This is a genomic window from Iodobacter sp. CM08 (assembly GCF_033446605.1).
GTDB lineage: Bacteria > Pseudomonadota > Gammaproteobacteria > Burkholderiales > Chitinibacteraceae > Iodobacter.
On sequence record NZ_JAWQUO010000025.1, the window covers coordinates 33369 to 58845 of the forward strand.

Genomic DNA, 25477 nt, shown 5'->3' on the forward strand with positions numbered 1-25477 from the left:
CTCAGTTCTTCATACACATTCAAGCGGCAAGGTTACCACGACCGTTTGAATTGTATATTTGTGATTTAAGGGAAAATTAAGCAATCGTTGCCCGCTTGCCAAGCAGGAAATTTTTGCATGCAGTGCGAAAATTCGGTACTGCTACAGAAAAAATCTAGCCACTGCTTTAACTTAGGATAAGGGGCCGAGTCAAACCATTTTGGATCAACGCTAGAAAATTGGCGCACAAATGGAAAAATCGCCAGATCTGCTAAGCAGATTTGATTGAGTCGCAAAAATGTAGTTTGTTCCAAGCATTGCTCTAAATGCTGCAAAAAGAGCTCGCCTTGGGTGCGATAATATTCTTGGCTGTGATCTAGATAGCGATCAGCGTATTTATATTGATCTAAATGCAATTTAAAAACGTGATCATTGTGAGTAATGAGTTCGCGGATAGATATTTGTAGCGCTGGGGTTTTTAGACAAAGGTAATCGAGCGGATCGTGTTGATTTAATGCCCAAAGCATAATCTCAAGGCTTTGTTCAATAATTTGCTGATTGCCTAGCACTAAAACAGGCACCGTGCCTTTGGGGGAAGCGAGCAGCATTTCAGCGGGTTTATTTCGCAGCACAATTTCGCGCAATTCAACGGCGATGCCGCTGTATTGAATCGCCATTCTGGCCCGCATGGCATAAGGGCAGCGGCGGAAGGAGTAAAGGATGGGGAGCATGATCAATAAAGTAAATGGCTTAAGCGAATGATACGCCTTATTGATTGCTCCACGAGTGCGACTGGCTAGACGAGTCTTGCTCTTGCTTTATCTAGTAGAGTAGATCGGTTCAAACTGAGTAAGCTATGATTTTTGATAGGGTGAAGCCCGATCGTATCGGCTTTCACCCAAACCCTTAGGCTTTCTTTAAGAAGCACGCTTTTAGCATAAAGTTGCCTGCATCCATCCGGCAATCTACTTCATGATCGCCACCAGAAACCAAGCGAATACTCTTCACCTTAGAGCCTTGCTTCAGCACAGTAGACGTGCCTTTTACTTTTAAATCTTTAATGAGTACCACCGCATCGCCATCAACCAGCACTGTGCCGTTAGCGTCTTTGATGAGCACATCATCGCTCTCGTCGCTGGCGGCTGCTTGAGGCCATTCAAAACCACAGTCGGCGCAGATATAGTTTTCTGCATCTGGGTAAGTGTTTTCTAAAGTGCACTGTGGGCAAGCGGGGATATTAGACATGATTTTTTTTCTAGACGTTGATTTAGATCGGCTGGATTATACGCCGTTGCGTGCATGGCCTTTCTTCTTAGCTAAAAAGTACCCAAACCTGGGTTTTAGTCTGGATTTTGGTGGGCAATATGCAAATCGATATACATAAAGGAGCCGGCGAGCTGTAATCCTTCTATAAGAAAAAAAGAAACCGACTATAAAACGTAGCTGTGATGGCATTAAATTTTAGGGATGCAGCAACAAGTTTTATAATTATGTAGTGCTTAGGCGCTGCTATGATTATGGCGGCGTATGATGTGATAAATATAAAAAGTGATGTTAATTCAGTGGGTTGCTGTTGTTTTGGCCCTGTTAAGCCGCAAGTATGTGCACAGTAATCACTTTAATCCTTGCATCAATTGTTTTTTACAGGCATTATTGAGTCAGTGAGCGTGTGCTCACAATGTTTAGTTCAAGGTAAAGAGCAATGGCAACTGGTACTGTAAAGTGGTTCAACGATGCAAAAGGCTTCGGCTTCATCACTCCTGATCAAGGCGGCGAAGACTTGTTTGCCCACTTTTCTGCGATCACTTCAAGTGGCTTCAAGTCACTTCAAGAAGGTCAAAAAGTAAGCTTTGATGTGACAACTGGCCAAAAAGGTCAGCAAGCATCGAACATCCAGCCGCAATAATTTATTGCCGCTTAAGAAAAACCCCGGTTTTGCGCCGGGGTTTTTTATTGCCTATAAAATCATACCTACTTGTATCTGCAGTTTGTGTGGCAGAGTTTGAAAATATTCAGCCGTAATAGCAATTAAGCTGGAGTACTTGTTACTTCGGATAAAGAATCATCTGCGTACAGCGAAACAACGCGATGGTTTTTCTCGTTTCTTGATGGCTAACTACCGCATCCAAAACTTGGGTGGTTTTACCCTGATGAGCCACTTTTGCGGTGCAGCTGACTATTCCAGCCCGCGCTGTGCCAAGGTGATTGGATTTAAGCTCGATGGTGGTAAATCCCGTTGCTCCTTCTGGTAAATATGGCGATATAACCATAATCGGTGCAGCTATCAGCCAAGCTGATCACGCTGCCCGTATGTAAATAGCCATTTGGAGGCAGTAAGCTTTTTTGAACTGGCATTACCACGCTGACCTCGCCTCTATATAACTCTGTAATCACAATCCCAAGATGCCCAGGTAGATACTCAGCGCCAAATTGATTGGCATCGTCTTTATCAAGCATGAATGGCTTTCTTTGCTGCTTAATTGTTCCTGATTATGCCTCTTGCTCAATCTCATTATAAATATCGTAGGGCGGGTGAAGCCCGCGTATTTCTTCAGCATTGCTCGCGGGTTTCACCCGCCACCAATTCCAAAACCAAGGCAAGCACTCAAGAAATTCATCTACACAGAGTCCATTGAGCAAGAGGCATAATCAGGTAATTGTTTAATTCCACTGAACACTCAGCAATAGTCCCAATGCTTTACTTAATGGCTTGATATTGTCTTGTTAATTAGCATGCTTCGATACTCTTTTCTAAAAAAAATGAGGCTGTAGAATAAAGTTTAGCATGAGGAGATTACACCCTAATTTGCACTTTATCTTTGGCATAAAAAAACCCAAGCAATGAAGCTTGGGTTTTTTTATGCAATATAAAATATTAAAACGCTGGAACAATGGCGCCTTTGTATTTTTCAAGGATAAAGGCTTTAACCGCTGGGCTATTCAGTGCAGCAATTAATTTTTTAATTGCTGGGCTGTTGGCGTTGTCAGCACGGGTAGCAATGATATTCGCGTAAGGGGATTGTGCACCTTCGATGGCGAGTGCGTCTTTGCTTGGGTTGAGGTTGGCAGCAAGGGCGTAATTGGTGTTGATCAGGGCGAGATCAACTTGGGTGAGTACGCGTGGTAGGGTGGCGGCTTCTAATTCGTGGAACTTCAATTTCTTGCTGTTTTCTACAATATCACGGCTTGTTGCAAGGATGTTTTTGCTGTCTTTTAGTTTAATCAAGCCGGCTTTTTCTAGCAGCAGTAATGCACGGCCACCATTGGTGGCATCGTTAGGAATCGCTACAGTCGCACCATCAGCCAGCTCTTTAAGGGATTTTACTTTTGTTGAATAAGCACCAAATGGCTCTACGTGTACATTGGCCACGCTTTGCAGATTAGCGCCCTTGCCTTTGTTAAATTCGTCTAAATATGGCTTGTGTTGAAAGAAATTAGCGTCGAGACGCTTTTCTAATAATTGCACATTAGGCTGCACGTAATCGGTAAACACTTTAATTTTAAGCAGTACACCATCTTTAGCCAGCTGTGGCTTTACAAATTCTAGTAGCTCGGCGTGAGGAACTGCCGTTGCACCGATGGTAAGCGTGTCAGCTGCATATGCATTTAAAGCCAGTGTTGCGGTAAGGAGAGCGAGTATCTTTTTCATAAAGATGATTCCCTTGAGAGTTGAGTGTGCTTGCTAAAAATGGCTTATGACCGGTTGAGTGTGCTTTGTATATAAGATCAGCACTCCACAGCACGCAGCCAAAGTTTATTTACGGCTAAAGTGGCTGACTAAACGATCGCCAATCATTTGTAATATCTGCACCAAGATCAGCAGTAATACAACGGTAACCACCATGACATCAGTTTGAAAGCGCTGATAACCAAATCTAATCGCCAAATCGCCAAGTCCACCGCCGCCAATAACGCCTGACATGGCGGCATAGGATACCAGCGTGATTGCGGTAACCGTCATGGCGGCTAATAATCCTGGCAATGCTTCTGGCAGTAGCGCACCAAAAACAATTTGCCGTGTATTGGCACCCATGGCTTGGGTGGCTTCGATAATGCCTTTGTCTACTTCGCGTAGTGCTGTTTCAACTAAGCGGGCAAAAAATGGTGTTGCGCCTACTACCAGTGGTGGAATCGCCCCTGCTACGCCGAGCGATGTGCCTGCAATCAGCACCGTAAACGGAATCATGATAATCAGTAAGATCACAAATGGCACAGAGCGTAATATGTTTACTAAAAAGGACAATATGCCGTAAATCACCGGCTGATCGAGCAATTGGCGTTTGCCGGTTAAAAATAGCAAGATGCCTAGTGGCAGGCCCAGCACCAAGGTGAACACCAAGGAGCCAAGCAGCATCAGTAAGGTATCTTGCCCAGCCAGCCAGATCTCTGCCCAATCGATATTGGCTGTGAGTTGATTTAAAAGTTCCATTAACGTAATACCTCTACATCGATTCCTTCAGCGGCAAAACGCGCTAAGGCGGCGTCGATATCATCGCCACTCAGGGCAATGGTTAGCTGGCCGCAAGGTGTGTCTTTAATCCGTTCGATACGGCCGGCTAAAATACTAAAATCAACCGCGCAATCACGTGCTACCGATCCCAAAATGGGCTGATAGGTTGATTCGCCAATAAAAGTTAAGCGAACTACTTTGCCGCTGACATGCGCATAGTCGTCAAATTGCTTATTTTCATCGATATGCTCTGCTTCAAATACAAAGCGGCGCGTGGTGGGGTGCTTGGGATGTAGAAAGACTTGCGTGACTTCGCCTTCTTCCACAATAGCTCCGCCATCAATAACAGCCACGCGATCACAAATGCTGCGAATCACGTCCATTTCATGGGTGATCAAGACAATAGTCAGGCCCAGTTGACGATTAATATCCAGCAGTAATTGCAAAACCGATTGGGTGGTTTGTGGGTCAAGTGCGCTGGTGGCTTCGTCGCAAAGCAATACTTTGGGGCGATTAGCCAAGGCGCGTGCAATGCCGACGCGCTGTTTTTGCCCGCCAGATAGTTGAGCTGGATATTTATCTTTGTGCTCAGTGAGGCCAACTAGTGCGAGTAATTCATCGACACGTTTACTGATCTCGGCCTTGCTAAGTTTGCCAGCAATTTTTAAGGGGAAGGCGACATTATCACCAATGGTTTTGGAGCCCAGCAAATTAAAGTGCTGAAAAATCATCCCAACTTGTTGGCGTAAGCCACGTAGCCCAGTGGTGCTTAGCTGGGTAACATCGTCACCGTCTAGTACAATGCGGCCACCCGTTGGGCGTTCTAATAGATTGATAAGCCGAATCAGCGTGGATTTACCCGCGCCTGAATGGCCAATAATGCCAAATACGGTTCCGGCAGTAATCGATAAAGACACACCAGCAAGTGCTGGAATATCGCGGCCATCGACCCGATACGCCTTGCTGACGTTTTCAAGTTTAATCACGGTAGTGCAAACCTTGTGGGCTTGATTTAAAAAAAGCGGGTAAATCCCACAGAGTAATTCAGGATTGTATAGCCCTTACATATAATCCTAAAATCTTTTATGCCATAAACTAAGCTCTATAAAGCATAAAACGGCCAAGCAGAACGCTGCCGAGCCGTTTTAATATAGAGATATAGCTCTTTATGCCAGCTGCGTTGAATTATTTAATCCGCATAAGGCAATTGATAAATCAATTTTATGTAAGGATTATACCTGTTTCTGCTCTGCTTAGCCGCCATTGCGTTGGAGACTTGCCGCCGCTAAGTCATCTATTTATTTTAGAAGTTGTTGCCGCCATGCTTGGAGCGCAATAAAGGCCGCTTGAGTACAGGCTATGGCTTGAATATGTAATTGTTGATTATCAGGCTGGCTTTCTAATCGGCCAAGGCTAGTACTGAGCTGATGCGCGCCAATTTGCCCTGCAATTCCCCTCGCGCTGTGTGCATGACGGCTCTTGTTCTCTAGATTACTTTCTGCTGGTATTGCCTCTAATAGTTGGCTAATTCTATCTAAACCTTTTTGTGCCATATTTACACATTTTTCTAATGAGTAAGCGAGCGCTTGGCAGGCCGCCTCTAAATCAAGGATTTCTTGTTCCGCTGTTGGTGGAGTAGGCAGTCTGGCTTGATTTTGTAGGGCGGCAAACAGTGTTTCTCGATGAAAAGGTTTTTCTATCCATTGGTCTATCCCTGCTGCCTGCAGCGTATCGGCTTGAGGGGAATGCCCCGCACTAAGTAGTAATACTTGGCCTTTAAATCCTAGTGCCCTCAGGCTGCGTGAGACTTGCATACCATTCAGAAGCGGCATATGGTAATCCAACAATACGGTAGCAATAGAGCTATCGCAGCGCCATGCATTCAGTGCCGATAATCCATCTTCAACGGCCGTTACTTTTGCCCCAGTACTGATCAGTAGATCATTCAGCAGCTCGCGGTTAATGGCTTGATCTTCGGCAATTAAAATATGCTGACCATCTAGCCGTATTTTATTGGGAATTGCTAAGGTGGCTTGACAGCTTGAAACGGGCTTGATTTTAACGGGTACACAGAGGGTAAAGATTGCGCCTTGCCCTAGCGTACTTTCTACATGCAAATTGCCCCCCATTAGTAAGGCAAAATCTTTACTAATGGATAGGCCAAGCCCTGCGCCGCCGGCGCGTTTACCTTGTAGAGTTTGCTCAAAGGGGGCAAATATTTTTTTGCAATCGGCATCTGCAATTCCAGGGCCGGTATCACTGACTTCTGCAATCAGCCAATATTTTTCTTCGATTTGTTGCAAGCTAATATTTAATCGCACCAAGCCTGCTTCGGTAAATTTAATGGCATTACCTAATAGATTGACAAGTATTTGTCTGAGTTTTCCGGCATCTAATAACAATTCTCCTTGCACATCAGAATGTACCTCGAGTGCAATATGTTTAACTTTGGCTTGTTCATCAAATAGGGCATTAAGTTGGCGAGTTAATATCTCAATTGAGATAGGGCTTTCATCTAATTCGGCTAAGCCAACCTCTAAGCGGCTTACATTAAGTACATTACCAATCAGGCTTAATAAATAATCACCGCTATCTGCAATACGCGCTAGGCTTTGCATTTGTAGGGGGTTTAAAGATTCATCATGCTTTAATCGATCTACGTAGCCCAAAATAGAGGTGAGTGGGGTACGAATCTCATGGCTTACATGGGCTAAGAAATTGCCCTTAGCTAAGCTGGCCGCCTCGGCATCACGCCTTGCTAAATCAAGTTCGTAAGTGCGTTGCATTACCAGTGCCTCTAGCTCTGAAGCTTCTTTTTCGAGTTGCTGGCGGTATACCATTTCTAGGTGTTCTTTTTGCCGATTAATTTCGGCAACGCGCAGTGCCATAGCGGCACTAAATAATAAAATCTCAATCACAATTCCTACCGAATTAAATCGGTAAGTGAGTGGGGTGTGGTCGATCACCCCAGTGCCACGTAAACCCCAGGTAACGGTGATTGAAACCGCATAAATAGCCCAAGCTAAGGCAAATAATTTTGCTCCAGAAACGCCATATCGCACCGCATAGAGGCTAGCTACAATATTAAGCATAAAGCCCACGCCGCCAATTTCTAAAACCAATAATGTAAATTGGGTGAAACCTAATAAAGCGCTGAATGCGCTTATTGCGCCACAGCCGATAATTCCTTTTAAGGCGATATCTAGCTTAGGGGTGATTTGCGCGGTTTTTAAATATTGCCGAGCAAATTGTGCTGCGCAAATATAATAAAGCCCGCTTAATACATATAAAAGCGTTAGGCTATATTGGCCTTGCCATAAAAATAAGGGCAGCACGCCTATGGCACTTAAGTGAGCAAGGGTAAGGGTTAAGAGATTTAAGCCATAAAATAAAAAGGTTTTATCTTTTGAGGCAAAAAAAACCGCCAGTGCGGCAAACGCTACCAAAAGCATAATCCCTGCCATACCGCCCCAGAGCAGCATTTCTTCATTATTCGCGTGGATAAAATTTTGCTCACCCCAAATTCGCACATCAGAAATAATGGGGCCGGCCATGTCTTCTTGGTCGCTATAAATCACGCGCATTAATACTTCGACTTGGGTATGGGCGGGGATTTTTTGTAAAAATACGGGCCTAATTGTGGCTAATGGGCGGCTTTCAGCACTTTGAGCCGCGTGAAAATGCTGTACTTGCCAGCTTTCCCCTGCAGAGCGGGTATAGAGGCTGACGCTAGCAATTTGTGCTTCGGTATATTCCACATAATTGACAATGTCGGCTGAGCTGGGATTATTTAGCACAAAGGAAAACCACACGGCATTCCTTGAATAGCCTAGCGAATGCCGCGCGCTTTTTTGCGCTTGAAAACGGCCTAAATCGCGCTGCACTGTTACTTCATTTACGCTCATTTTGCGGCTTGGATCTTGCCAAATTTTTAGCTCTTGCTCGAGTTGTACGCCTGGTAATTGACTATTGATGGTAAGTGCATGGCTAGGGCAAGCTATTAGCAAGCCAAAGCAAAAAACCAATTTGCTTAGCGATAAAATGGAGGAAAAATATTGGAGTGTCAGAGTAGGCACAGGATCGTTCTTAGTGGAGGTAGGCTAGATTATTTTATTTTTCCAGTAGCAAACTTTCTGCTTAAGTAACATAAAATAACAATTGAGTAATTATTTGCGCTAAAATACACTTGTTAAACTTAACTAATTTATAAGTTAATGGCCTAGTCAAGGCTGTTTACTTAGATAAAGTACGCCAGAAGCGTTTTTGCGTTTCGGCCTTAAAGTAATACGTTTCTTACCTGATTAGTAGCTTTGTTCAGCAAAACTTAAGCCTGAGTACGCTTGCTTTGAATTGCGTCATCTCTGAGTACTTTTATCGGAGAACTAGAGTTTTTTTGTGCCAAATACACTAGATTCCTGTACCCGACCCAAATATTCAAGGGTGGGTTCTATACGGAAATGACGGCTAAAAGTGCTGAGTAAAGCTGCTCATCGGGTTTCATTATCAATAAATCTAGTGGCCCAATCAGTGAAACTTACATTACTTGGTGGCTTTTCCATCAAGAAACCACTGATTTGCCTTAGAACAAGAACCATACTGTGACGCTACGAACTCATTCCCCCATTTGGTCAGATGCCACTCTTGACCAGCTAAAAATAAGCGCAGATCCCTTGGCGGATCAATGCATGCGCGATCTGATTCTGAGCGGTAATATTAGCAAGGCTAATCAGATTTTAGCTCAAATGGATACTTATATCGCATGGCCTAGCGATATGCCACCCAAATTACTCGATTATTTGGAAGCAACATCTAAGCTAGCCGCTGATATCGACATGCCACGTATAGCGCGGGCACAACAATTTTTTACTACTTATGGCATTCCTTTTGGGCTGAGCTTGATGTGCCGATCCTTACCTGTGTTATATGCGGGCAAAGTAGGTGGCGCACAGGTTTTAGCGGCAACTGGGCAGTTAACGGGGCATTTTGAGCGTAGAGCGTCTGAAACGTTGCGTTTTATTTTAAATGTGGCCGAGCCCAATAGCCTTGCTGTGGGTGGGCAAGGTTTGCTGACTATTCGTAAGATACGCTTAATGCATGCTGCAGTTCGTCATTTTGCCCGTTCTAAGCGACGCAGCTCCTCGTATAACTGGCATGCAGATTGGGGGGTGCCGATTAATCAAGAAGAATTAATCGGCACTATGCTGGCGTTCTCGCAGCAGGCGATTGAAGGCTTGCGCCAATTAGGGGTTAAAGTTAGCAAGCAGCAAGAAGAGGATCAGCTTTATTTGTGGAAAGTGATTGGTGCCGCTTTGGGGATTATGCCAGAGGCCATGCCAAATAATCTGAATGAGGCGCGTGAGGTTTGGAAAGCGCTGGAGCGGCGTAATTTTGGTTACTCTGAAGCGGGCGCTATGCTTACTAATGCCCATGTGGCTTTCTTGCAAGCAAATCTCCCTGATCTTGCTGCAGGGCTAGTGCCAGAGCTAATGGCCACGCTATTGGGCCGTCGTAATGCCCGTTACTTAGGCTTAAAAAAACATAGTGCTTGGGGCTGGGCGCTTGATTTGCTGCGGTTTATTTTCCGTTTGAAAAGCCGCTTAGCCAATAGCTCGCATACTGCCGAAAGCTTTATGCAGGAATATGGTGAATATTTTATGGACGCATTACAAAAGCATTGGGCGGGGCCAAACCCTGGAACCCCTTTTCAAATTCCTGAGCAGTTGCACGTAACGAGCAGCGTTGCTGCAGATTTAGTGCCGAGCAAAGTATGATTCTATTTGGTGGTGCAATTAATAATCCAGACGCTTGGTTTAATACCGTGAGTGTGGATGGTAGTTTATATACTCCGCTGCAATTGGGTTTATTTGCGGTTGGCTGCCTGCTTTGGGTGTTGGCATATGGGTTTATTTTGCTGCAAGCTAAACGGCATCGTGCCGTAGAAATGGCGGTGATTGCGGCGGCAAGTAATTTGGCTTGGGAATTTGTATGGGGTGTTTTATTACGCACTGATATGGGTGTTTTTTTAGTTTGGACTTATCGTGCTTGGTTGATTTTTGATTTGTTTATTTTTTGGCAGGTATTGCAGCTGGGCTTTGGCCAGTTTACTAATGCGCTATTCAAACAGCATTATAAAAAAATAGTTTGGAGTAGTGTAGTGTTCTTTATCTTGGTTTATTGGAGCATGACGCTTACTGGAATTGATACCCCAATTGGCGCACGATCTGCCTATATCTGCCAATTTATTATTAGCTTGCTTTGCATGATATTATTGATTCAGCAGCCAAGTGCGGTAGGTTATGCTTGGACAATTGCGTGGCTACGTACTTTAGGTACAGGTTTGATTTCGGTTTATATGTATCTTCACAACCCTGCAGATGTATTTATTTTGGTTTTGGCCGTTTCTTCAAGCCTTCTGGATGTGGTGTATTGCCGCTACGTTTGGCAGTTGCGCAAGCAGGCAAAACTAACCTAGGCAAGTTATTACTTTATTCGCTTATTTTATGCGTAAGCAATAAAGCTTGCTTTGCTACATGATAGCAATCATCAACGTGGGCATTGCCAACTAGTTTCATTGCGCCAAAACTAATACTGGCGGCCAAAGCTTGCCCTAAGATTGGGACAAATTTAGCCATTGATTTGCTGGCAACGCGTGCCCCAATTCGGCTTAATACTTTAAAAATAATGGGCTTGGTAATGACTTTGCCAATAAGTTGACTGCCAATACTAGTAATGCCAATTAAGACAATTTTTTTAAGCTGTGGATCCAACGATGCAATCTGGGCAGGGCTTAAGCCAAATTTTTGATTAATGGCAGGAATCATTTCCAATAGTAAGGTCATATCCGCACCAATATCCGCGCCTGGAATTGGAATCACCGCCGCCATTGCAGAAAGCCCTGCCCGTTTATTTACCATAGCTTTGCAATCGCTTCTTAAAGCATCGAGTTCTGCAAGTGAATGAGGAAACATGATGTTCCTTATTTGTGGATTTGCTACAGTGTACCGCTAAAGGCGCGGCTACAGGCTAGGATGCCATTAATGCCCATAGCCTAGCGTTTCGATGGTGCTAATTTTATTATCGATGGCTTTAATTTTCATCATAAGTCGGTCGGAGCCAAAGTTGTAAGTCCATTCTTGATGAAAAATGGGGGCTTTGTTGGGATCTATTTTTTTATCGCCTTTACTATTGATATAGATGGCAGGCATGCTGTATTCACGTTTATCCATTGGAGCGCCACATTTGGCTTCTGCTGCAAAAATAGGATCGCCACTGCTAACAAGCTGCTGACCACAGCGCATTGAATCTGCTTGGGCGGTCATGCTGGCAAAAAAGCAGAGTGAGATTAGATATTTCATATTATTTCCATTGAGTACGGCAAAAATACACCAGCTACATAGCCCTAAGTGCTAGCAGCGTTCATCGCTAGTAAGGGTGAGCTGGCAGGCTTATTCACTGAAATATACCTGAATTAAATCAATGGCATATGGGTTTTACTTTTCTTGCCATGCTTTAGATAAAAGTGCTAGCTGCTTCGTGCTAGGTGGTTTTTGTATGCCTCAAAGCGTAATGAGTAGCATCTTTTAATTAAAGTATTTGTGCCGAAGCTGCTCTATTTTCCCCGTTTTTTCTGCTTGAACTAATGCCGCTTTTAGCCTAGCAAACTGTAGAGGATTAATTTTATTACTTAAAGCAAAATAATAATCAAGCTCATCATCAAGTACGGCAACGGTGCTTAATTGAGTATATTTAAGCCCTTGCTCGCGGGCTTGCCATGCCGCACCCCAGTCTAAAATTGCAATAATATCGGTGCGTTGCTTAATCAGCTTTTTAAAGCTAATGGCATCATTGGGGGATAGATCAAGTGATTTATCGGGGATAAAGCCAAGTTGCTGTAGTTTTTTAGCCGATGCTGATTCACGCACGGCACCCACCGTGTATTTTTTTGCATCTTCTACTGTTTTAGCCTGAATATGGCCACGATGAGCCAGTTTAATTAATACAATGCGCCGCTTGCTAATTGGGCCTAGCCATTGGTATTGCTCTTCTCTTGCTGGCGTGCGGGCGACGGTAAATAAAATGCTGTTTGGGTCTGCATCGGCAGTGGCAACCGCTCTAGCCCAAGGCAGTACCTCAATATCGATGTTAATACCTGCGTTATGAGCGATTATTTGCAGTAGTTCTACGCTATAGCCTTGTAGCTGGCCCTGCTGCAAATAATTAAGTGGTGGTAAATCCTCGGTATAGGCGTGTAGATCGGCCGCCATGCTTGAGTTAAATAGCACAATGGCAACCAAGCCTGATAAGTAGCGGCTTATTCTGCTGCTCATTTTTATCCTTTGCATACTATGAGTCTTTTTTATTTTAGCTGTGCAGAGTCACATTATTATTAAATACTATTATTGGCTTGATGGAGGGGCGTGCTTAATGATGCGCAGCAATCACTTCTAAAAATTCATTGCCATATTTTTCTAATTTGCGATCACCAATGCCAGAAACACGTGACATTTCATAATGATCACCAGGGCGTAGCCGCACCATCTCTTTGAGCGTGACATCGCCAAAAATCACATAGGCTGGTACATTTTGCTCATCGGCCAGCTCTTTGCGTAAGCGGCGCAGGGCTTGCCAGAGTGTTTGGTCGGCAGCATTACTAAAGTCGCTGCCTTTTTCGCCTTTGTAATTAAACTTCTCGGTGCGCTCGCGTAAATACAGCGTGGTTTCACCTTTGAGTAGTGGTCTTGCTGCATCGGTTAGCTCTAAGCCGCCGTGGCCGGATGCGTTGAGGCGGATGGCTCCTCGCGCCAGCAGCTGGCGAAACACCGCACGCCAGCTCGATTCATCTACTTCTTTGCCGATGCCAAAAGTGGTGATGCGCTCATGGAAATGCTCTTTCACCTTAGGCGTGGCCTTGCCCTGCAAAATATCCACCAAATGCCCAACTCCAAAGCGATTGCCGGTTCTAAAGATGCACGACAGCGCTTTTCTGGCCGCCTCGGTCATTTCCACCAGCTTAGGCGGGTTCAGGCAATTATCACAGTTGCCGCAGGGCTGGCTTTCTTCACCAAAATAACCCAGCAGCGTTTGGCGGCGGCAGGCCGTGGCTTCCACTAGCCCCAGCATCGCGTCCAGCTTGCGCCGCTCCACCAGCTTTTGCATATCCGGCGAATTGGAGTTATCAATCATGCTATTGAGCAAGATTAAATCCTGCAGGCCGTAAGCCAGCCAGGTATTGGCGGGTAGGCCATCACGCCCCGCACGGCCGGTTTCCTGATAATAATTTTCTATGCTTTTGGGTAAGTCTAGGTGGGCCACAAAGCGCACATCGGGCTTATCGATGCCCATCCCAAAGGCAATCGTCGCCACCATGACCACGCCTTCTTGGCGAATAAATTGCTGCTGGTTTTTGGTACGCACGCTCACATCTAGCCCAGCATGGTAGGGCAGGGCGTTGATTTCCTTGCTTCTGAGCCACGCGGCGGTGTCTTCCACTTTTTTACGGCTTAAGCAATACACAATGCCCGAGTCGCCCTCGTGCTCTCTGCGGATAAAGGTGAGCAGCTGATCGCGGGCGTTTTTTTTCTCCACCATGGCATAGCGCAAATTGGGCCGATCAAAACTGGAAACAAACTTTTGCGCGTCCTCTAAGCGCAGCCGCTCTATCATCTCGGTGCGCGTGGCGTGATCGGCCGTAGCGGTAAGGGCAATGCGCGGAATACCTGGGAATTCATCGGCTAAAAGGGATAGCGCCAGATATTCCGGCCTAAAATCATGGCCCCACTGCGATACGCAATGCGCCTCATCAATGGCAAACAGGCCAATCTGCGCACGCTTGAGTAGCGCCATAAAGCGTGGTGTTACCAGCCGCTCTGGGGCAACGTACAGCATCTTGAGCTGACCGCTGATAAACGCGTTTTCAACCGCACGCGCTTCATCCTGATTGAGGCTAGAGTTTAAAAACGCCGCCGCAACCCCCAGCTCTTTTAAGGCATCCACCTGATCTTGCATTAGCGCAATCAGTGGGGATACCACCACGCCGCAGCCATCCCTGAGTAGAGCGGGGATCTGATAACACAGCGATTTCCCCCCGCCAGTCGGCATCAAAACCAGCGCATCCCCACCCCCCGCCACATGGCTAACAATAGTTTCCTGTTCACCGCGAAAACTGCGGTAACCAAAGACGTGTTCAAGGACTGAATGGGGGGACATGGCGAATCTTATGCGCAGCAAAGGGAGGATTGTACCCGTGTGTGGGGCGAAGCTAAAACTTGGCGTGGTTTGGAGGGATAATTTACGAGGCGTGAGTATGTAATGTAGCGAGGTAATGACCTGCCAGATTTTGGCATGAAGTAAAAATGGCGTTTTACCTGTTGTGTGTAATCAAGCTCAAAATCAACCTGCCGAAGGTACTAAAGCGTTATTTACTCAGTTGTTATAAGTTTTCGCAATTCTCTGGCCGGATAAAACGCATTCAAGCTAAAGGGCTGATAAGCATAAAAAAGGCCTCCCTTGCAGAGTGACCTTTTTTTGATTTACAGCTTGGCAAATCTATTTACTTAATCTCAGCCTCAGCTATCCCCAAGCGGCTCGCTAATCCTAAGCCATAAGCCGGATCTGCTTGGTAACAGTGGCGCAGCTGGCGCACTTGGATTTCTTTTACCGTCACTTGGCTGAGCGCACCGGCCATATTGTCCAGCAGGCGTTCTTGGGCTGCTTTGCCGATTAAGCGGAATAAATTACCGGCTTGGATGTAATCATCCGGCTGATCTTGCAGTGGGTTGTAGCGGTCGGCGCTGCCGTGAATGGCCAAAGGTGGCTCGGCTGCGCTTGGGTCTTCAACCGGGCCGCCAAAGCTGTTTGGCTCGTAGCTTGGGTAGGCGCTGCCATTGTAATTACCCGTTTGCATTTGCCCGTCGCGATGATAATTGTGGAATGGGCATTTAGGGGCATTCACCGGTAGCTGGCCGTGGTTTACACCTAGGCGATAGCGCTGTGCGTCTCCGTAAGCAAATAAACGACCTTGTAACATTTTATCTGGCGAGAAGCTAATGCCGGGAACCACATTGGCTGGGTTATGCGCCGATTGTTCCACTTCGGCATGGTAGTTTTCTGCGTTGCGGTTCAGCTCCAATATGCCGACTTCATGCAGCGGGAAGTCACCGTGTGGCCAGACCTTAGTCAGATCAAAGGGGTTGATGGCGTAGTTGTCCGCCTCGGCTTCAGTCATTAGCTGTACAGCCATTTTCCAGCGTGGGAAAGCGCCGTTTTCGATGCTGTTGTATAAATCGCGCTGCGAGCTTTCACGATCTGCCGCTACCACGGCTGCAGCCTCTGCATTGCTGTAGTTTTCAATGCCTTGCATGCTTTTAAAGTGAAATTTCACCCAAGTGCGCTTGTTGTCAGCATTAATCAGGCTAAAAGTGTGGCTGCCAAAGCCGTGCATCTGGCGGTAGTTTTTAGGCAGGCCGCGATCGCTCATTACAATGGTGATTTGGTGCAGGGCTTCTGGCAGGCTGGAGAAAAAATCCCACTGCGAATTGGCGTTAAACATATTGGTACGCGGGTCGCGTTTCACCACGTGGTTTAGATCAGGAAATTTGAGCGGGTCGCGTAAAAAGAACACCGGTGTGTTATTGCCGACCAGATCCCAATTGCCTTCCTCTGTATAAAACTTCATCGAAAAACCGCGAATATCACGCTCGGCGTCCGCCGCACCGCGCTCACCGGCTACGGTAGAAAAGCGCATAAACAGCGGCGTTTCCTTGCCGATTTCTGAAAAAATCTTGGCCTTGCTGTAGGGGCTGATGTCGTGCGTTACCGTAAATGTACCGTAAGCGCCCGAGCCTTTGGCGTGCATTCTGCGCTCTGGAATCACTTCACGATTAAAGTGCGCCATCTTTTCCATATACCAAACATCTTGCATCAGCATTGGGCCGCGCGGGCCTGCTGTCATGGCATGCTGGTTATCGCTGACAGGTGCGCCTGCTTGGGTGGTGAGTTTTTTCGATGTCATGATGTGTTTCCTTTGCAAAGATTGGGATCACTGCATCCAGCTAAGACTGGCAAGCAGTTCGCAAAAGAGTTCCCCAAGTGTGTCTTGCTTCATGGTGGCTCCTTGTTGAAGCGATTATGGGTTTTTATAATAGCTAAAACAAATTGATTGTTTAAATGTGATTGATAGATTTTATTAACCGAGGGCTATGCCTGTATCACTTTTGACCAAGATGGGGGAGAGGGCAGGGGCGTCTGATAGACGGCGGGAGTTTTAGGCTGGCAGATTGCGGAGATTGTGGATGGTGTAAAACGCTGATGTCATATACTCTGCGCAGTTGTAAGTATTATAAATTTCTAATATTCGCGATTCGCTGCATAGCAAATCGCGAGTAGCACTGCTTTTTTATAAAGGCCATTCTTCTGATGAAATATCAAGCACTTCTGAGTACGCTGATCCTTGCCCTAATGACGGGCTGTGGAGGTGGTGGTTCTGATTCATCTAGCACCGCTTCATCTACGGCCAGTGTGTCTAGCAACGATGTCGCTTTAATTGCCACCGCCGTTAAAAATGGCAGCGTGGCAGGCTTAAGCACGGCCCAGCGTGAGCCACTATTACAGCAGGCTTTAGCGCTGGCTAAGCGTTATCAGCAGCAGCAAAATGCCGCGCTGGGCGATATTTATGGCACTGCCAATCTTGATTTAACGCTGAATATTGGCAAAAACAGTAATCAGATTGGCATTGGCTTGTCGACCATTGCCAGCCCGTTGATCAGCTCGGACGAGGGCCGTGGCATGGCGGCGATTGCGCAATATGGCAAGGGACGTGGCTTAGCTTATGGTGCCGATGTTTTAAGCTGGATGGCCGCTCAGTCAGCAGAAAACCAGCACTACCCCTTATTTAACCGCGCTTTTAATTGGGTGCTGACTGGCAAGGCTGCTGGCCCGCTGCCTGCCACAGTGAAATTTGCAACTGCAGGCTACGACGCTAAAACCGTGACTAAGCTGTTAAGCCGTATGGGGGCCGCCTCTACCAGCTGTGATCTGGCCGTGGATAGCTGCGGGCAGGATGCGGATGTATTGATTTATGGCGGGGCAGTTAAAGATGATGCGGCGTTGCTTAGCCAAGTGCGTCATTATTTAAGTAGCGGTAAAGCGGTTATTTATATGCACCCAAATTGGGGCGATTCTGCAGGCGGGCGTAAAGTCTTGCAGGGCCTAGGTATGAGTTTGGGCGGCTATGGCGGTAATTATTTTGCCAGCACCGCCGGCACATCGGTGGGCAATAGCCGCACCTTGAGTGATGTGTTGAAAGCGGGCGATAAGATGTCGCCGCTGGTGCAGGCCATTTCACAAATGAGCAGCAGTAGTTTAAGCCTTGATCTGAGCAAAGATAGCGCATCCACTGATGCTATTACGGCCTTACACAACGAGCTGGCTACTCAGCAAAGCGCTGGTGTTGATATTTTTGCTGAGCCGGTTAGCGATCTGCATCAGCTGCTGGTGCTATGGGCCGATTTATATCGCCCCGATATCGTCTACGGCAAAATTAATCGTGAGACGCAGCCCGCTGAGTTTTTGCGCACCTACGCTACCGATTCATGGCTGGTGTTTAACCGTGCCAGTACCACGGTGGCCAAAGCGGGGCAAGGGGACTTTATGCCGGTAGCAGCACAAAGCCTGCCGGTGAGTAGTAGCGCTGAAACGATTGAAGTCACCATTGCGCAAACAGATGGCACTACCGCCATTGGACGTGCAGCGGTGCCAGGCCAGCCGCTGTATATCGAAGTAAGCGGTGGCAACGGCAAGCTGGCCGTGCAAACCAACTACCTGCGTACCTGGGGTAACCCGCTGGTCGATGCGGTGAGCGAAGGCTATAAGCGGCCACGCCGCCCGCATTCATTCAGTATTCCACTAAAAACCAGTGGTGAAACTGTGTTTGTTACATCATCTGGTGGCCCGCTGTATCTGAATTACAGTGGCGCAACGCCTGGTCAAAGCGTCACGCTAAAGATTCGTGGCGCAGCCAAATACGCACATTTTGATTTTACTAAGCCGCAAAGCGATGCCGAGGTTAATGAAGCCGTGGCGGCCTTAAAGCGTAAGGATTTTGGCTGGCAGACAGCTAAGTTTACCGGTGGTGAAATTCAGCAAACCACGGCCTACGCGATTGAGGCGATGGGCAGCCTGGATCCAAAAGTCTATATCGTCGATCAAATCAAAGGCATGTTGTTCGATTCAAATCATATCGCCAATGGCTATAGCAATATGCCGATGTCGAGCAATGTAGCCACGCTGTGTACGTCTGTAGGCTGGACGTGTGATGGGCTGGTTCACCGTGCGCCGGGCGTGCAGCATTTTGTGGGCTGGATTGCTGCCTGCGGCTATCTCTGCTCCGGTAATCCCTCTGATGGCTACGCCGGAATCAGCGGTACCGGCTGGGGCCATGCGCACGAGCTGGGCCACAATACCGTGCAACGGGTAATGCATATTGAGCTGAACGGCAAGGGCTGCTTGGTGGAGTGTGATAACAATATTCTGGCCAGCGCCCATATGATGCGTCAGTACGCATTGATTGGCCTAGATAATGGCCATATCACTGATCACCCAGCGCTCTATCAGTACATTGTAGAAAACCGGAAAAGTGGGAAAACTGGCGAAGCACAGCGCGCTGATATGGAAGCACGCCTGTGGGGCGGTGAATCGCAAGACCCAATGCGGGCGGTGCATTTTCAGCTGGCTTTTTTATTCAGCAAATATCGTGCTAAAGAAGCCGTACCTAGCATGCAGGCCAGCATGGATTATTTTACCTTGCTGACCAAGGCGGATCGTTTAGTTAGCAAGGAGTGGGCCGCTGGCAACAAATATGGCATGAGCCGCTATGCAAATAACACCATCAGCAATCATGAGCTGATCTATGTGCTGAGCTCTAAAATCATCGGCCAAGACGTGCGTAAAATCTTTGCTATGTATGGCTTGCCGCTCAGCCAAACGGCGCTTGATTCGGTGGCGGACTTGCAGCTGCCTGTGGCAACAGAGCAGTTTTATGCGCTGGCGCAGAAGAAATTCAATCAAGTCTCAACGGGAAAATGGCTGGATTTATCAACCACCAGCCCAGCTTATCCGCTGTAAATGACCGCTGCGATAGCCCAATGCATGCGTGGGTTATCGTAGCGCTCTGGCTAAATATCCACAAAGCAGGCCATTCTGGGCACGATGTTATGGCATGGCGGTGCAAATTAACCGCGCCTTATGCTCAGTAAAAATTTGTGTTTGTTTTGACTATTAGCGGCTAAAACGCCGCACTGGCCTGCTGCCAATAATGGCGGTGGGCTCTTCGCCAGCTGCTGAGCTTTATTTCTTTATCCACATCAAAAATCAGCGCGCCTTCTTGATCTGTGCGTAAGTTGATTGCTTGGGCGGCGGCGTAGCGTGCGGTGATTTCTGGCTTGGGGTGGCCAAAGCGGTTTAAATAGCCAGCTGAAAAAACAGCATAGTGTGGCGTTGTTGTCTCTACAAAGGCTAAGGACGACGATGATTTACTGCCGTGGTGTGGCACCAGCAGAATATCGATTTTTCCCAAGCCCTGATTAATCAGCTCGGCTTCTTCATGGATGCCGATATCAGCGGGGATGAGCGCAGTATGCTGATCATTTTCGATCAGTAGAGAGCAGCCGCGGGCGTTATCGGTGCTGGCGGCGTAGGCCGGATCGGGCCAGATAAAGCGAAAGCGCACTCCATCCCAAACCCAGCTTTTGCCAAGCTGGCAGTGTTGCCGGTTGATATGCAGTGAGGCGAAGAGGGGATGATCGTCGGGCAGGCTATGCCAGATGGTTTGGATGGGGATATTTTTGAGTAGCGGCGGGGCCGCGCCAATATGATCCATATCGTTGTGGGATAACACCAGTGCATCGAGCTGACGAATGCTCTGACTGCGTAAGGCAGGCAGCAGCACGCGCTCACCGTTTGGTAGCTGGCCAGTATCAAATAGCAACTGATGCTTGGCTGTTTGTACTAATACGGCCAAGCCTTGGCCCACATCCAGCACGGTAAGCCGGTAGCTATTGGCGGCGATGTGATTGGGCGTCGGTATAAACAGCGGCAGGCAGCAAATCAGCCCCAAATGTCGCCCCGGTACACCGCGTGGCAGCAGTAATAGCATCACCCCAAATCCTGCGGGGATAAGGGTGAGCGCGGAGGGCATATTAAACGCAAGACTGGGCAAGGTGCTGCACCATTGCAGCAGGTAGTCGGTGCCCGCAAACAAGCGCTCGGCGGCGTAGAGTAGGTAGCCAAAGGGATCGAGTAGGCCAAGAAGGGCGAGCGGTGTAATCAGCACGCTCACAATAGGAATCGCAAACGCATTGGCTAAGGGTGAAACCAGCGGCAACTGCCCAAACACCACGAGCAAGATGGGGGCAGAGGCGATGGTGGCGGCGGCCTGCGTGCTGATCCACATCTGCCATTTAGCTCCTTGCCCAATTTGCCGCCCTCCCGCCCAAAGCAGCGCGCCCACCGTCAAATAAGATAGCCAAAATCCAATGGATAACACCGCAAATGGATCAATGGCCACGGTGACGCATAAGGCGGCGGCCCAAATGGCACTGTTGGCACTGGGCTGCGCCCGCCATAGGCAGAGCGCTGCAATAGCTAGCATAAAGAGGGTGCGCTGAGTGGGCACGGCCATCCCCGCCAGTAGGCAATAGCAAAGTGCGGTAAATACGCCAGCGAGTAGTGCGGCGCGTTGGGCGGCAAAACGTGCCGCTAGATAGGGAATACGCCGCCAACATGCTTTACAGATACCCGCTGCAATCGCCGCAAGCAAAGTAATATGTAAGCCCGAGATGCTGATTAAATGGGTAATGCCCGTGGCAGCAAAGCGCTGCCATTGCTCGGAAGGAATTGCACCCTGATCACCCACGGTGAGCGCAATCATCACGCCTTGATACGGCGCACCGGGTAGGGCCTGCTGAATTTTGCTGCGTAGCTGGGCACGAATCCGATGCAGCCAAGCACGTTGCTCGGGTAAAAGAACCCCCGATTTTACTGTGCCCGTTGCGCCGATGCCCTGCTGCAAAAACCAGCTTTCTAAATCAAAACTCCCTGGGTTACTTTGGCCATGCACTTGTTTTAGTTTCAGTAAAAAATGCCAACGCTCACCCGCTTTGACCCTATCTGGCGCGCCATACCATTGTAATTGCAGCTTGCTGGGTAAGGGCTGGCCGCTTGATTCTGGAATAAACAAAAACCGTGTGCCAAAACGCGTAGCCTGCGGCAAATCCGTGATGTAGCCATCTACCTCAATCGGTTGCTGCTCAAGCGCTGGCTGAAGCCTATCCGCCATCCGCAGTTGCGCCCGCCAATTGGCCCAGCTAAAGCCGCAGCACATCACCGCCAGTAATAAAAAAATAAAGTGCTTACGCTGCAAGCTAAAGCAGACTAGCGCTGTGGCGATCAAGGGCCAAAGCACAGGTAGGGACGCTAGGCTTTGCAGCAGGCATATTCCACTTACAAAGCCCGCGATTAGGAGTAAATAGCGGGTCAGCATGTTTTAGCTTAGCAGGGTAACTAGTAATAACCATTCCGATGACATAGGCTATTGAAAGCGCTCTAGCAAAAGGATGTGGCAAATGTATCAATTGCATATAGGTAGCAAAAATTACTCTTCTTGGTCTTTGCGTCCTTGGCTGTTACTGAAGCATTTTAATATCGATTTTATTGAAAAAAGCGCGCCCTTGCTGGGGGAGTGTGAGTATCGGGAATACATTGAGAGTGGCCTGTATCCCTGCTTATATGACCAAGAATTTAATGTTTGGGATAGCTTGGCCATTGCAGAGTATTTAGCCGAAAAACACCCTGAGATGTGGCCAAAGGAAGTGCAAGCAAGGGCGAGGGCGCGAAGTATTTCAGCTGAAATGCATTCAGGCTTTACCAGCTTACGTAGCCTAATGCCGATGAATATTAAATTGCGCGCTCAAGGTGGCGAGCTAGTCATGAATGTAAAGCACGATGTTGAGCGAATCTGCTTTTTGTGGCGAGAGGCGCGTCGCTACGCCACGGCTGGGCATTATTTGTTTGGTGATTTTTCAATTGTGGATGCAATGTTTGCCCCCGTTGTTTGGCGTTTTCATTGCTATAACGTGGCCTTGCCCGATGATGCGGCTATTTATTGCGAATGGATGCTGGCTCACCCCGCAATGCGTGAGTGGGAGAAGTCGGCATTGCTAGAAACCTTAGTCCTCCCGCAGCAGGATATGTTGCTTGAAGCCTTTGGCGGCCGCAGATAGCCAGCCAGTGCCGCTTGAGTCATACGTCAACAGGCCCTAGTGCTGTGAAAAATTGGCTGTAGCAAACTGTTCTTTGTTTGGTTTCTAAAGCAACAGCCTGATAAACTTCGCTCCATGGAAAATTTTGACGCAGATGTCATCATCGTAGGTGGCGGTTTGGTAGGAAGTGCCTTAGCTTTGGCGCTGAAACAGACTAGCCTTACGGTCATGCTAATAGAAGGCCGCCAGCCCGCTTGGGATTGGCCACTAGAGTCTTGGGACCAGCGCATTTATGCCATTAGCCGTGCTAGCCGGCAATTATTGCAGCGGATTGGTGCGTGGCAACAGATGGATGCCACGCGTTTACAAGCTACATCTGCGATGAAAATATTTGGCGATGCTCATGCCGCCTCTTTACAATTTAATGCACTGGAAGCAGGCGTGGATGAGCTGGCTTTTATGCTAGAAAACCGCGAACTGCAAAAAGCACTATGGGCTGGTCTTGCCGATTGTAGCCATATCCAAATTATTGCACCTGCTACGCCTAGCTTACTTAATGTGGATGAGCGTGGGGCTACGCTTAGTCTAAGCGATGGACGTCAATTGCGTGCGCGTTTGGTGGTGGGGGCGGATGGTGCAAATTCTTGGGTGCGTAGTCAGCTAGGAATTGAGCCACAGGTCACGCCGTATCAGCAGTTTGGCGTGGTGGCTAATTTCACAATTGAAAAGCCGCATCTTAGCGTGGCGCATCAATGGTTTATGCCCGATAGCATCTTGGCTTGGTTGCCATTGGCAGGTCATCGCATGTCGATGGTTTGGTCTTGTAATGATGCCAAGCGAGCTGAATTAATGGCGCTATCTCCTGAAGCGCTGTGCCAGCATGTTGCCGCAGCAGGCGGGGCACGTTTAGGGGCTTTGCAACTGATAACAGCACCAGCAGCTTTTCCTCTGCGCTTAAATCAATTGCCGCATACCGTGAGCGATAAGGTGGTGCTGATTGGCGATGCCGCGCACACCGTCCACCCCTTAGCAGGGCAGGGCGTAAATTTAGGTTTTGGTGATGTGGCTGAATTAGCGGCATTATTGGCACAAACGCCGGTTAATCAAATTGGTGATTATTTATTGTTGCGTCGCTATGAACGTGCGCGCAGTGAAGCGGTCTACACTATGCAAAGTGTGTGTCATGGTTTACAAAAATTATTTAATAACACCAATCCCCTGCTAAAAACTTTACGGAATCTAGGCTTAGGGGCCACTAACCAATTACCATGGCTAAAAAGACAATTGATTCGCCATGCAATGGATGCTTAGGATATTTATGAAAATGAAGTCTATTACTCAAGTTTTGATTGCTGCTGGTTTTTTAGCCTTAACGGCTTGCTCTGCATCGGCAGATAATTCTATTTCCCAGCTTAAGCAAAAGCTGGCAAAGCAATTACCTGGCCGTGAAATTACCTCGATCAATACCACGCCAATGAAAGGTATTTACGAGGTAGTGATTGCAAAGCGGCAGATTGTGTATACCGATGCTAAGGGTGAATATATCTTGGCTGGGGATATGATTGATTTGGCTAAAAAATCTAGCCTAACAGAGCAGCGTGCTGCTGAATTACAAAAAACAGATTTTAGCAAACTTCCTTTAGAGCAAGCCTTTAAAGAAGTGCGCGGCGATGGCTCCCGCGTGTTGGCGGTGTTTTCTGATCCAGATTGCCCTTATTGCAAACGCTTAGAGCGTGAAAGCTTAAATGGCATTACTAATGTCACCATTTATACCTTCTTAATGCCATTAAGCATTCATCCAGATGCAGAGCGTAAATCAAAAGTGATTTGGTGTGCTGCGGATAAACAAGCGGCTTGGAGCAATTTAATGCTTAAAGATCAAATGCTTGAAGGAAAATCAGATTGCGAAAACCCAGTTGAAAAGAATATGAAACTGGCAGAAACTCTAGGCATTAGCGGTACGCCTGCGCTGATTTTTAAATCAGGCCAGATTGTATCTGGGGCGATTCCTAAGGAGCAAATTGAGCAACTACTTGCTGCTAAGTAATTAAGCAATAGAACAAAAGCCAAGCATCACTGCTTGGCTTTTTTTTTATTTAACTAAACGCGCCTGAAGTTTATCAAAACTTTTTCTGAGCATTTTTTCTTCATACTGAAAGTCATCTTCTTTATTGATGCGGCTGATGCCAGACATAAAGTTGAGGTCACGAAAATTTTCTGTCCCAGAAATAATTTGCTCGTTCTGGGTAAAAGTATAAGTAAACGAGATCTTGGGGCTGTAAATATCTTTAATGACACGTACCTCATTCATCCGGCCCGCTAGCATCGGGGGGATATCACCAGCGAGGTCAAAATCAGTGACGGTGATTTCTAGCTGACTATCAGCAGGCAGTTTTTGAGCTAAATCGGCAAATACTTTTTCCATGTGCGTAAATAATCGCTGTTGAAAGCGATCTTGCTGCTCGTGGGTGGCACGAATATCTGTGTACTTGTCGGGGGCTTGCCATATTACTTTGGCATTAGCCGCCCATGCACTAGCATTAATCAAGGTGAGCAGGCCGATACTTAGAAAAATCTTTTTCATCATGTTTCTCCTTTGCGTACTTCATTGAGCGTATATCTATATTGCTTAAATTAACACAATTAAAACAGTGGCTTATATTTTATTATGCGTTTTTTAAATATGACAAAGTGCTAACTTGGAGCGTAAATAGATACAGATGATCGGTATTTCTCAGGTTTATCGAGTAAATTTAAAGTGCTTTTCTTTGTTAAACAAGTGAATTGTCTACAC

At 47.2% G+C, this 25477-nt stretch carries 22 protein-coding genes; 7 read left to right on the forward strand and 15 right to left on the reverse strand.

Features of this window, described 5'->3' with window-relative positions:
• Positions 1-65: 65 nt before the first annotated feature.
• Positions 66-710, reverse strand: coding sequence for a glutathione S-transferase (locus tag R6242_RS14930; protein ID WP_318428208.1), 645 nt, complete (start codon positions 708-710; stop codon positions 66-68).
• Between the two features lie 175 nt (positions 711-885).
• Complete coding sequence (locus R6242_RS14935; RefSeq protein WP_318428210.1) at positions 886-1224, reverse strand: zinc ribbon domain-containing protein YjdM; 339 nt, start codon at positions 1222-1224, stop codon at positions 886-888.
• A 457-nt stretch (positions 1225-1681) separates the two neighbouring features.
• Here R6242_RS14935 and R6242_RS14940 point away from each other — a divergent pair, with 457 nt between their 5' ends.
• On the forward strand, positions 1682-1885 hold the full coding sequence (locus R6242_RS14940; protein WP_130107085.1) for a cold-shock protein: 204 nt from the start codon (positions 1682-1684) through the stop codon (positions 1883-1885).
• 139 nt (positions 1886-2024) lie between these two features.
• Here the strand turns inward: R6242_RS14940 and R6242_RS22310 are convergent, their stop codons facing one another.
• The 6 genes from R6242_RS22310 to R6242_RS14965 all read right to left on the reverse strand — a co-directional run bounded on the left by R6242_RS22310 (position 2025) and on the right by R6242_RS14965 (position 8436).
• Complete coding sequence (locus R6242_RS22310; protein WP_412100266.1) at positions 2025-2249, reverse strand: PaaI family thioesterase; 225 nt, start codon at positions 2247-2249, stop codon at positions 2025-2027.
• The gene (locus tag R6242_RS14945; RefSeq protein WP_318428213.1) at positions 2191-2436 is read right to left on the reverse strand and encodes a hypothetical protein; all 246 of its coding nucleotides are present in this window, start codon (positions 2434-2436) and stop codon (positions 2191-2193) included. The genes R6242_RS22310 and R6242_RS14945 overlap by 59 nt, the downstream gene beginning before the upstream one ends.
• 418 nt (positions 2437-2854) lie before the next feature.
• Positions 2855-3628, reverse strand: a complete 774-nt coding sequence (locus R6242_RS14950; RefSeq protein ID WP_318428216.1) for a MetQ/NlpA family ABC transporter substrate-binding protein — start codon at positions 3626-3628, stop codon at positions 2855-2857.
• 105 nt (positions 3629-3733) lie between these two features.
• Complete coding sequence (locus R6242_RS14955; protein WP_318428218.1) at positions 3734-4408, reverse strand: methionine ABC transporter permease; 675 nt, start codon at positions 4406-4408, stop codon at positions 3734-3736.
• Entirely contained in the window at positions 4408-5415 is a 1008-nt protein-coding gene (locus R6242_RS14960) for a methionine ABC transporter ATP-binding protein (RefSeq protein ID WP_293936006.1), read from the reverse strand. The genes R6242_RS14955 and R6242_RS14960 overlap by 1 nt, the downstream gene beginning before the upstream one ends.
• A gap of 312 nt (positions 5416-5727) precedes the next feature.
• Positions 5728-8436: a hybrid sensor histidine kinase/response regulator gene (locus R6242_RS14965; RefSeq protein ID WP_318428221.1), complete on the reverse strand. Its 2709-nt coding sequence runs from the start codon at positions 8434-8436 to the stop codon at positions 5728-5730.
• Positions 8437-9114: 678 nt separating this feature from the next.
• Here R6242_RS14965 and R6242_RS14970 point away from each other — a divergent pair.
• Both R6242_RS14970 and R6242_RS14975 read left to right on the forward strand, forming a co-directional pair.
• Positions 9115-10200, forward strand: coding sequence for an oxygenase MpaB family protein (locus R6242_RS14970; RefSeq protein ID WP_318428224.1), 1086 nt, complete (start codon positions 9115-9117; stop codon positions 10198-10200).
• The gene (locus tag R6242_RS14975; protein ID WP_318428227.1) at positions 10197-10901 is read left to right on the forward strand and encodes a hypothetical protein; all 705 of its coding nucleotides are present in this window, start codon (positions 10197-10199) and stop codon (positions 10899-10901) included. Before R6242_RS14970 ends, R6242_RS14975 begins: the two co-directional genes overlap by 4 nt.
• A 13-nt stretch (positions 10902-10914) precedes the next feature.
• On the opposite strand, the gene R6242_RS14980 is transcribed toward R6242_RS14975, so the two are convergent.
• The 5 genes from R6242_RS14980 to R6242_RS15000 all read right to left on the reverse strand — a co-directional run bounded on the left by R6242_RS14980 (position 10915) and on the right by R6242_RS15000 (position 16439).
• Positions 10915-11397: a hypothetical protein gene (locus tag R6242_RS14980; protein WP_293936013.1), complete on the reverse strand. Its 483-nt coding sequence runs from the start codon at positions 11395-11397 to the stop codon at positions 10915-10917.
• 66 nt (positions 11398-11463) lie between these two features.
• A complete protein-coding gene (locus tag R6242_RS14985) occupies positions 11464-11784 on the reverse strand; it encodes a DUF2845 domain-containing protein (protein ID WP_318428229.1) in 321 nt (106 codons plus the stop codon).
• Between the two features lie 225 nt (positions 11785-12009).
• Positions 12010-12756 carry a substrate-binding periplasmic protein gene (locus R6242_RS14990; RefSeq protein ID WP_318428232.1) on the reverse strand — a complete coding sequence of 249 codons (747 nt, stop codon included), beginning with the start codon at positions 12754-12756 and terminating at the stop codon, positions 12010-12012.
• A gap of 94 nt (positions 12757-12850) precedes the next feature.
• Positions 12851-14635 (reverse strand): DNA helicase RecQ, encoded by a 1785-nt coding sequence (gene recQ, locus R6242_RS14995; RefSeq protein WP_318428234.1) that lies wholly within the window; start codon positions 14633-14635, stop codon positions 12851-12853.
• A 343-nt stretch (positions 14636-14978) separates the two neighbouring features.
• Positions 14979-16439, reverse strand: a complete 1461-nt coding sequence (locus R6242_RS15000; protein WP_318428236.1) for a catalase — start codon at positions 16437-16439, stop codon at positions 14979-14981.
• 404 nt (positions 16440-16843) lie between these two features.
• Between R6242_RS15000 and R6242_RS15005 the strand changes: the two genes are divergently transcribed.
• Positions 16844-19549, forward strand: a complete 2706-nt coding sequence (locus tag R6242_RS15005) for an ImpA family metalloprotease (protein ID WP_318428238.1) — start codon at positions 16844-16846, stop codon at positions 19547-19549.
• A gap of 160 nt (positions 19550-19709) precedes the next feature.
• Here the strand turns inward: R6242_RS15005 and R6242_RS15010 are convergent, their stop codons facing one another.
• Complete coding sequence (locus R6242_RS15010) at positions 19710-21965, reverse strand: DNA internalization-related competence protein ComEC/Rec2 (RefSeq protein WP_318428240.1); 2256 nt, start codon at positions 21963-21965, stop codon at positions 19710-19712.
• Between the two features lie 82 nt (positions 21966-22047).
• Between R6242_RS15010 and R6242_RS15015 the strand changes: the two genes are divergently transcribed.
• The 3 genes from R6242_RS15015 (at position 22048) to R6242_RS15025 (ending at position 24730) form a co-directional block, all read left to right on the forward strand.
• On the forward strand, positions 22048-22704 hold the full coding sequence (locus R6242_RS15015) for a glutathione S-transferase (RefSeq protein ID WP_318428243.1): 657 nt from the start codon (positions 22048-22050) through the stop codon (positions 22702-22704).
• A 114-nt stretch (positions 22705-22818) separates the two neighbouring features.
• Positions 22819-23994, forward strand: coding sequence for a UbiH/UbiF family hydroxylase (locus R6242_RS15020; RefSeq protein WP_318428245.1), 1176 nt, complete (start codon positions 22819-22821; stop codon positions 23992-23994).
• Positions 23995-24001: 7 nt separating this feature from the next.
• Positions 24002-24730 carry a DsbC family protein gene (locus tag R6242_RS15025; RefSeq protein WP_318428248.1) on the forward strand — a complete coding sequence of 243 codons (729 nt, stop codon included), beginning with the start codon at positions 24002-24004 and terminating at the stop codon, positions 24728-24730.
• Between the two features lie 45 nt (positions 24731-24775).
• Here R6242_RS15025 and R6242_RS15030 read toward each other — a convergent pair whose 3' ends face one another.
• Positions 24776-25270 (reverse strand): DUF3016 domain-containing protein, encoded by a 495-nt coding sequence (locus tag R6242_RS15030; RefSeq protein WP_318428250.1) that lies wholly within the window; start codon positions 25268-25270, stop codon positions 24776-24778.
• Positions 25271-25477 lie beyond the last annotated feature (207 nt).

Excerpts from the sequence above, each read along its gene's own strand:
- R6242_RS14930 (WP_318428208.1), bottom strand. The coding sequence starts at position 710 with ATGCTCCCCATCCTTTACTCCTTCCGCCGCTGCCCTTATGCCATGCGG.
- R6242_RS14935 (WP_318428210.1), bottom strand. The coding sequence starts at position 1,224 with ATGTCTAATATCCCCGCTTGCCCACAGTGCACTTTAGAAAACACTTAC.
- R6242_RS14940 (WP_130107085.1), top strand. The coding sequence starts at position 1,682 with ATGGCAACTGGTACTGTAAAGTGGTTCAACGATGCAAAAGGCTTCGGC.
- R6242_RS22310 (WP_412100266.1), bottom strand. The coding sequence starts at position 2,249 with ATGGTTATATCGCCATATTTACCAGAAGGAGCAACGGGATTTACCACC.
- R6242_RS14945 (WP_318428213.1), bottom strand. The coding sequence starts at position 2,436 with ATGCTTGATAAAGACGATGCCAATCAATTTGGCGCTGAGTATCTACCT.
- R6242_RS14950 (WP_318428216.1), bottom strand. The coding sequence starts at position 3,628 with ATGAAAAAGATACTCGCTCTCCTTACCGCAACACTGGCTTTAAATGCA.
- R6242_RS14955 (WP_318428218.1), bottom strand. The coding sequence starts at position 4,408 with ATGGAACTTTTAAATCAACTCACAGCCAATATCGATTGGGCAGAGATC.
- R6242_RS14970 (WP_318428224.1), top strand. The coding sequence starts at position 9,115 with ATGCGCGATCTGATTCTGAGCGGTAATATTAGCAAGGCTAATCAGATT.
- R6242_RS14975 (WP_318428227.1), top strand. The coding sequence starts at position 10,197 with ATGATTCTATTTGGTGGTGCAATTAATAATCCAGACGCTTGGTTTAAT.
- R6242_RS14980 (WP_293936013.1), bottom strand. The coding sequence starts at position 11,397 with ATGTTTCCTCATTCACTTGCAGAACTCGATGCTTTAAGAAGCGATTGC.
- R6242_RS14985 (WP_318428229.1), bottom strand. The coding sequence starts at position 11,784 with ATGAAATATCTAATCTCACTCTGCTTTTTTGCCAGCATGACCGCCCAA.
- R6242_RS14990 (WP_318428232.1), bottom strand. The coding sequence starts at position 12,756 with ATGAGCAGCAGAATAAGCCGCTACTTATCAGGCTTGGTTGCCATTGTG.
- recQ (WP_318428234.1), bottom strand. The coding sequence starts at position 14,635 with ATGTCCCCCCATTCAGTCCTTGAACACGTCTTTGGTTACCGCAGTTTT.
- R6242_RS15000 (WP_318428236.1), bottom strand. The coding sequence starts at position 16,439 with ATGACATCGAAAAAACTCACCACCCAAGCAGGCGCACCTGTCAGCGAT.
- R6242_RS15005 (WP_318428238.1), top strand. The coding sequence starts at position 16,844 with ATGAAATATCAAGCACTTCTGAGTACGCTGATCCTTGCCCTAATGACG.
- R6242_RS15010 (WP_318428240.1), bottom strand. The coding sequence starts at position 21,965 with ATGCTGACCCGCTATTTACTCCTAATCGCGGGCTTTGTAAGTGGAATA.
- R6242_RS15015 (WP_318428243.1), top strand. The coding sequence starts at position 22,048 with ATGTATCAATTGCATATAGGTAGCAAAAATTACTCTTCTTGGTCTTTG.
- R6242_RS15020 (WP_318428245.1), top strand. The coding sequence starts at position 22,819 with ATGGAAAATTTTGACGCAGATGTCATCATCGTAGGTGGCGGTTTGGTA.
- R6242_RS15025 (WP_318428248.1), top strand. The coding sequence starts at position 24,002 with ATGAAAATGAAGTCTATTACTCAAGTTTTGATTGCTGCTGGTTTTTTA.
- R6242_RS15030 (WP_318428250.1), bottom strand. The coding sequence starts at position 25,270 with ATGATGAAAAAGATTTTTCTAAGTATCGGCCTGCTCACCTTGATTAAT.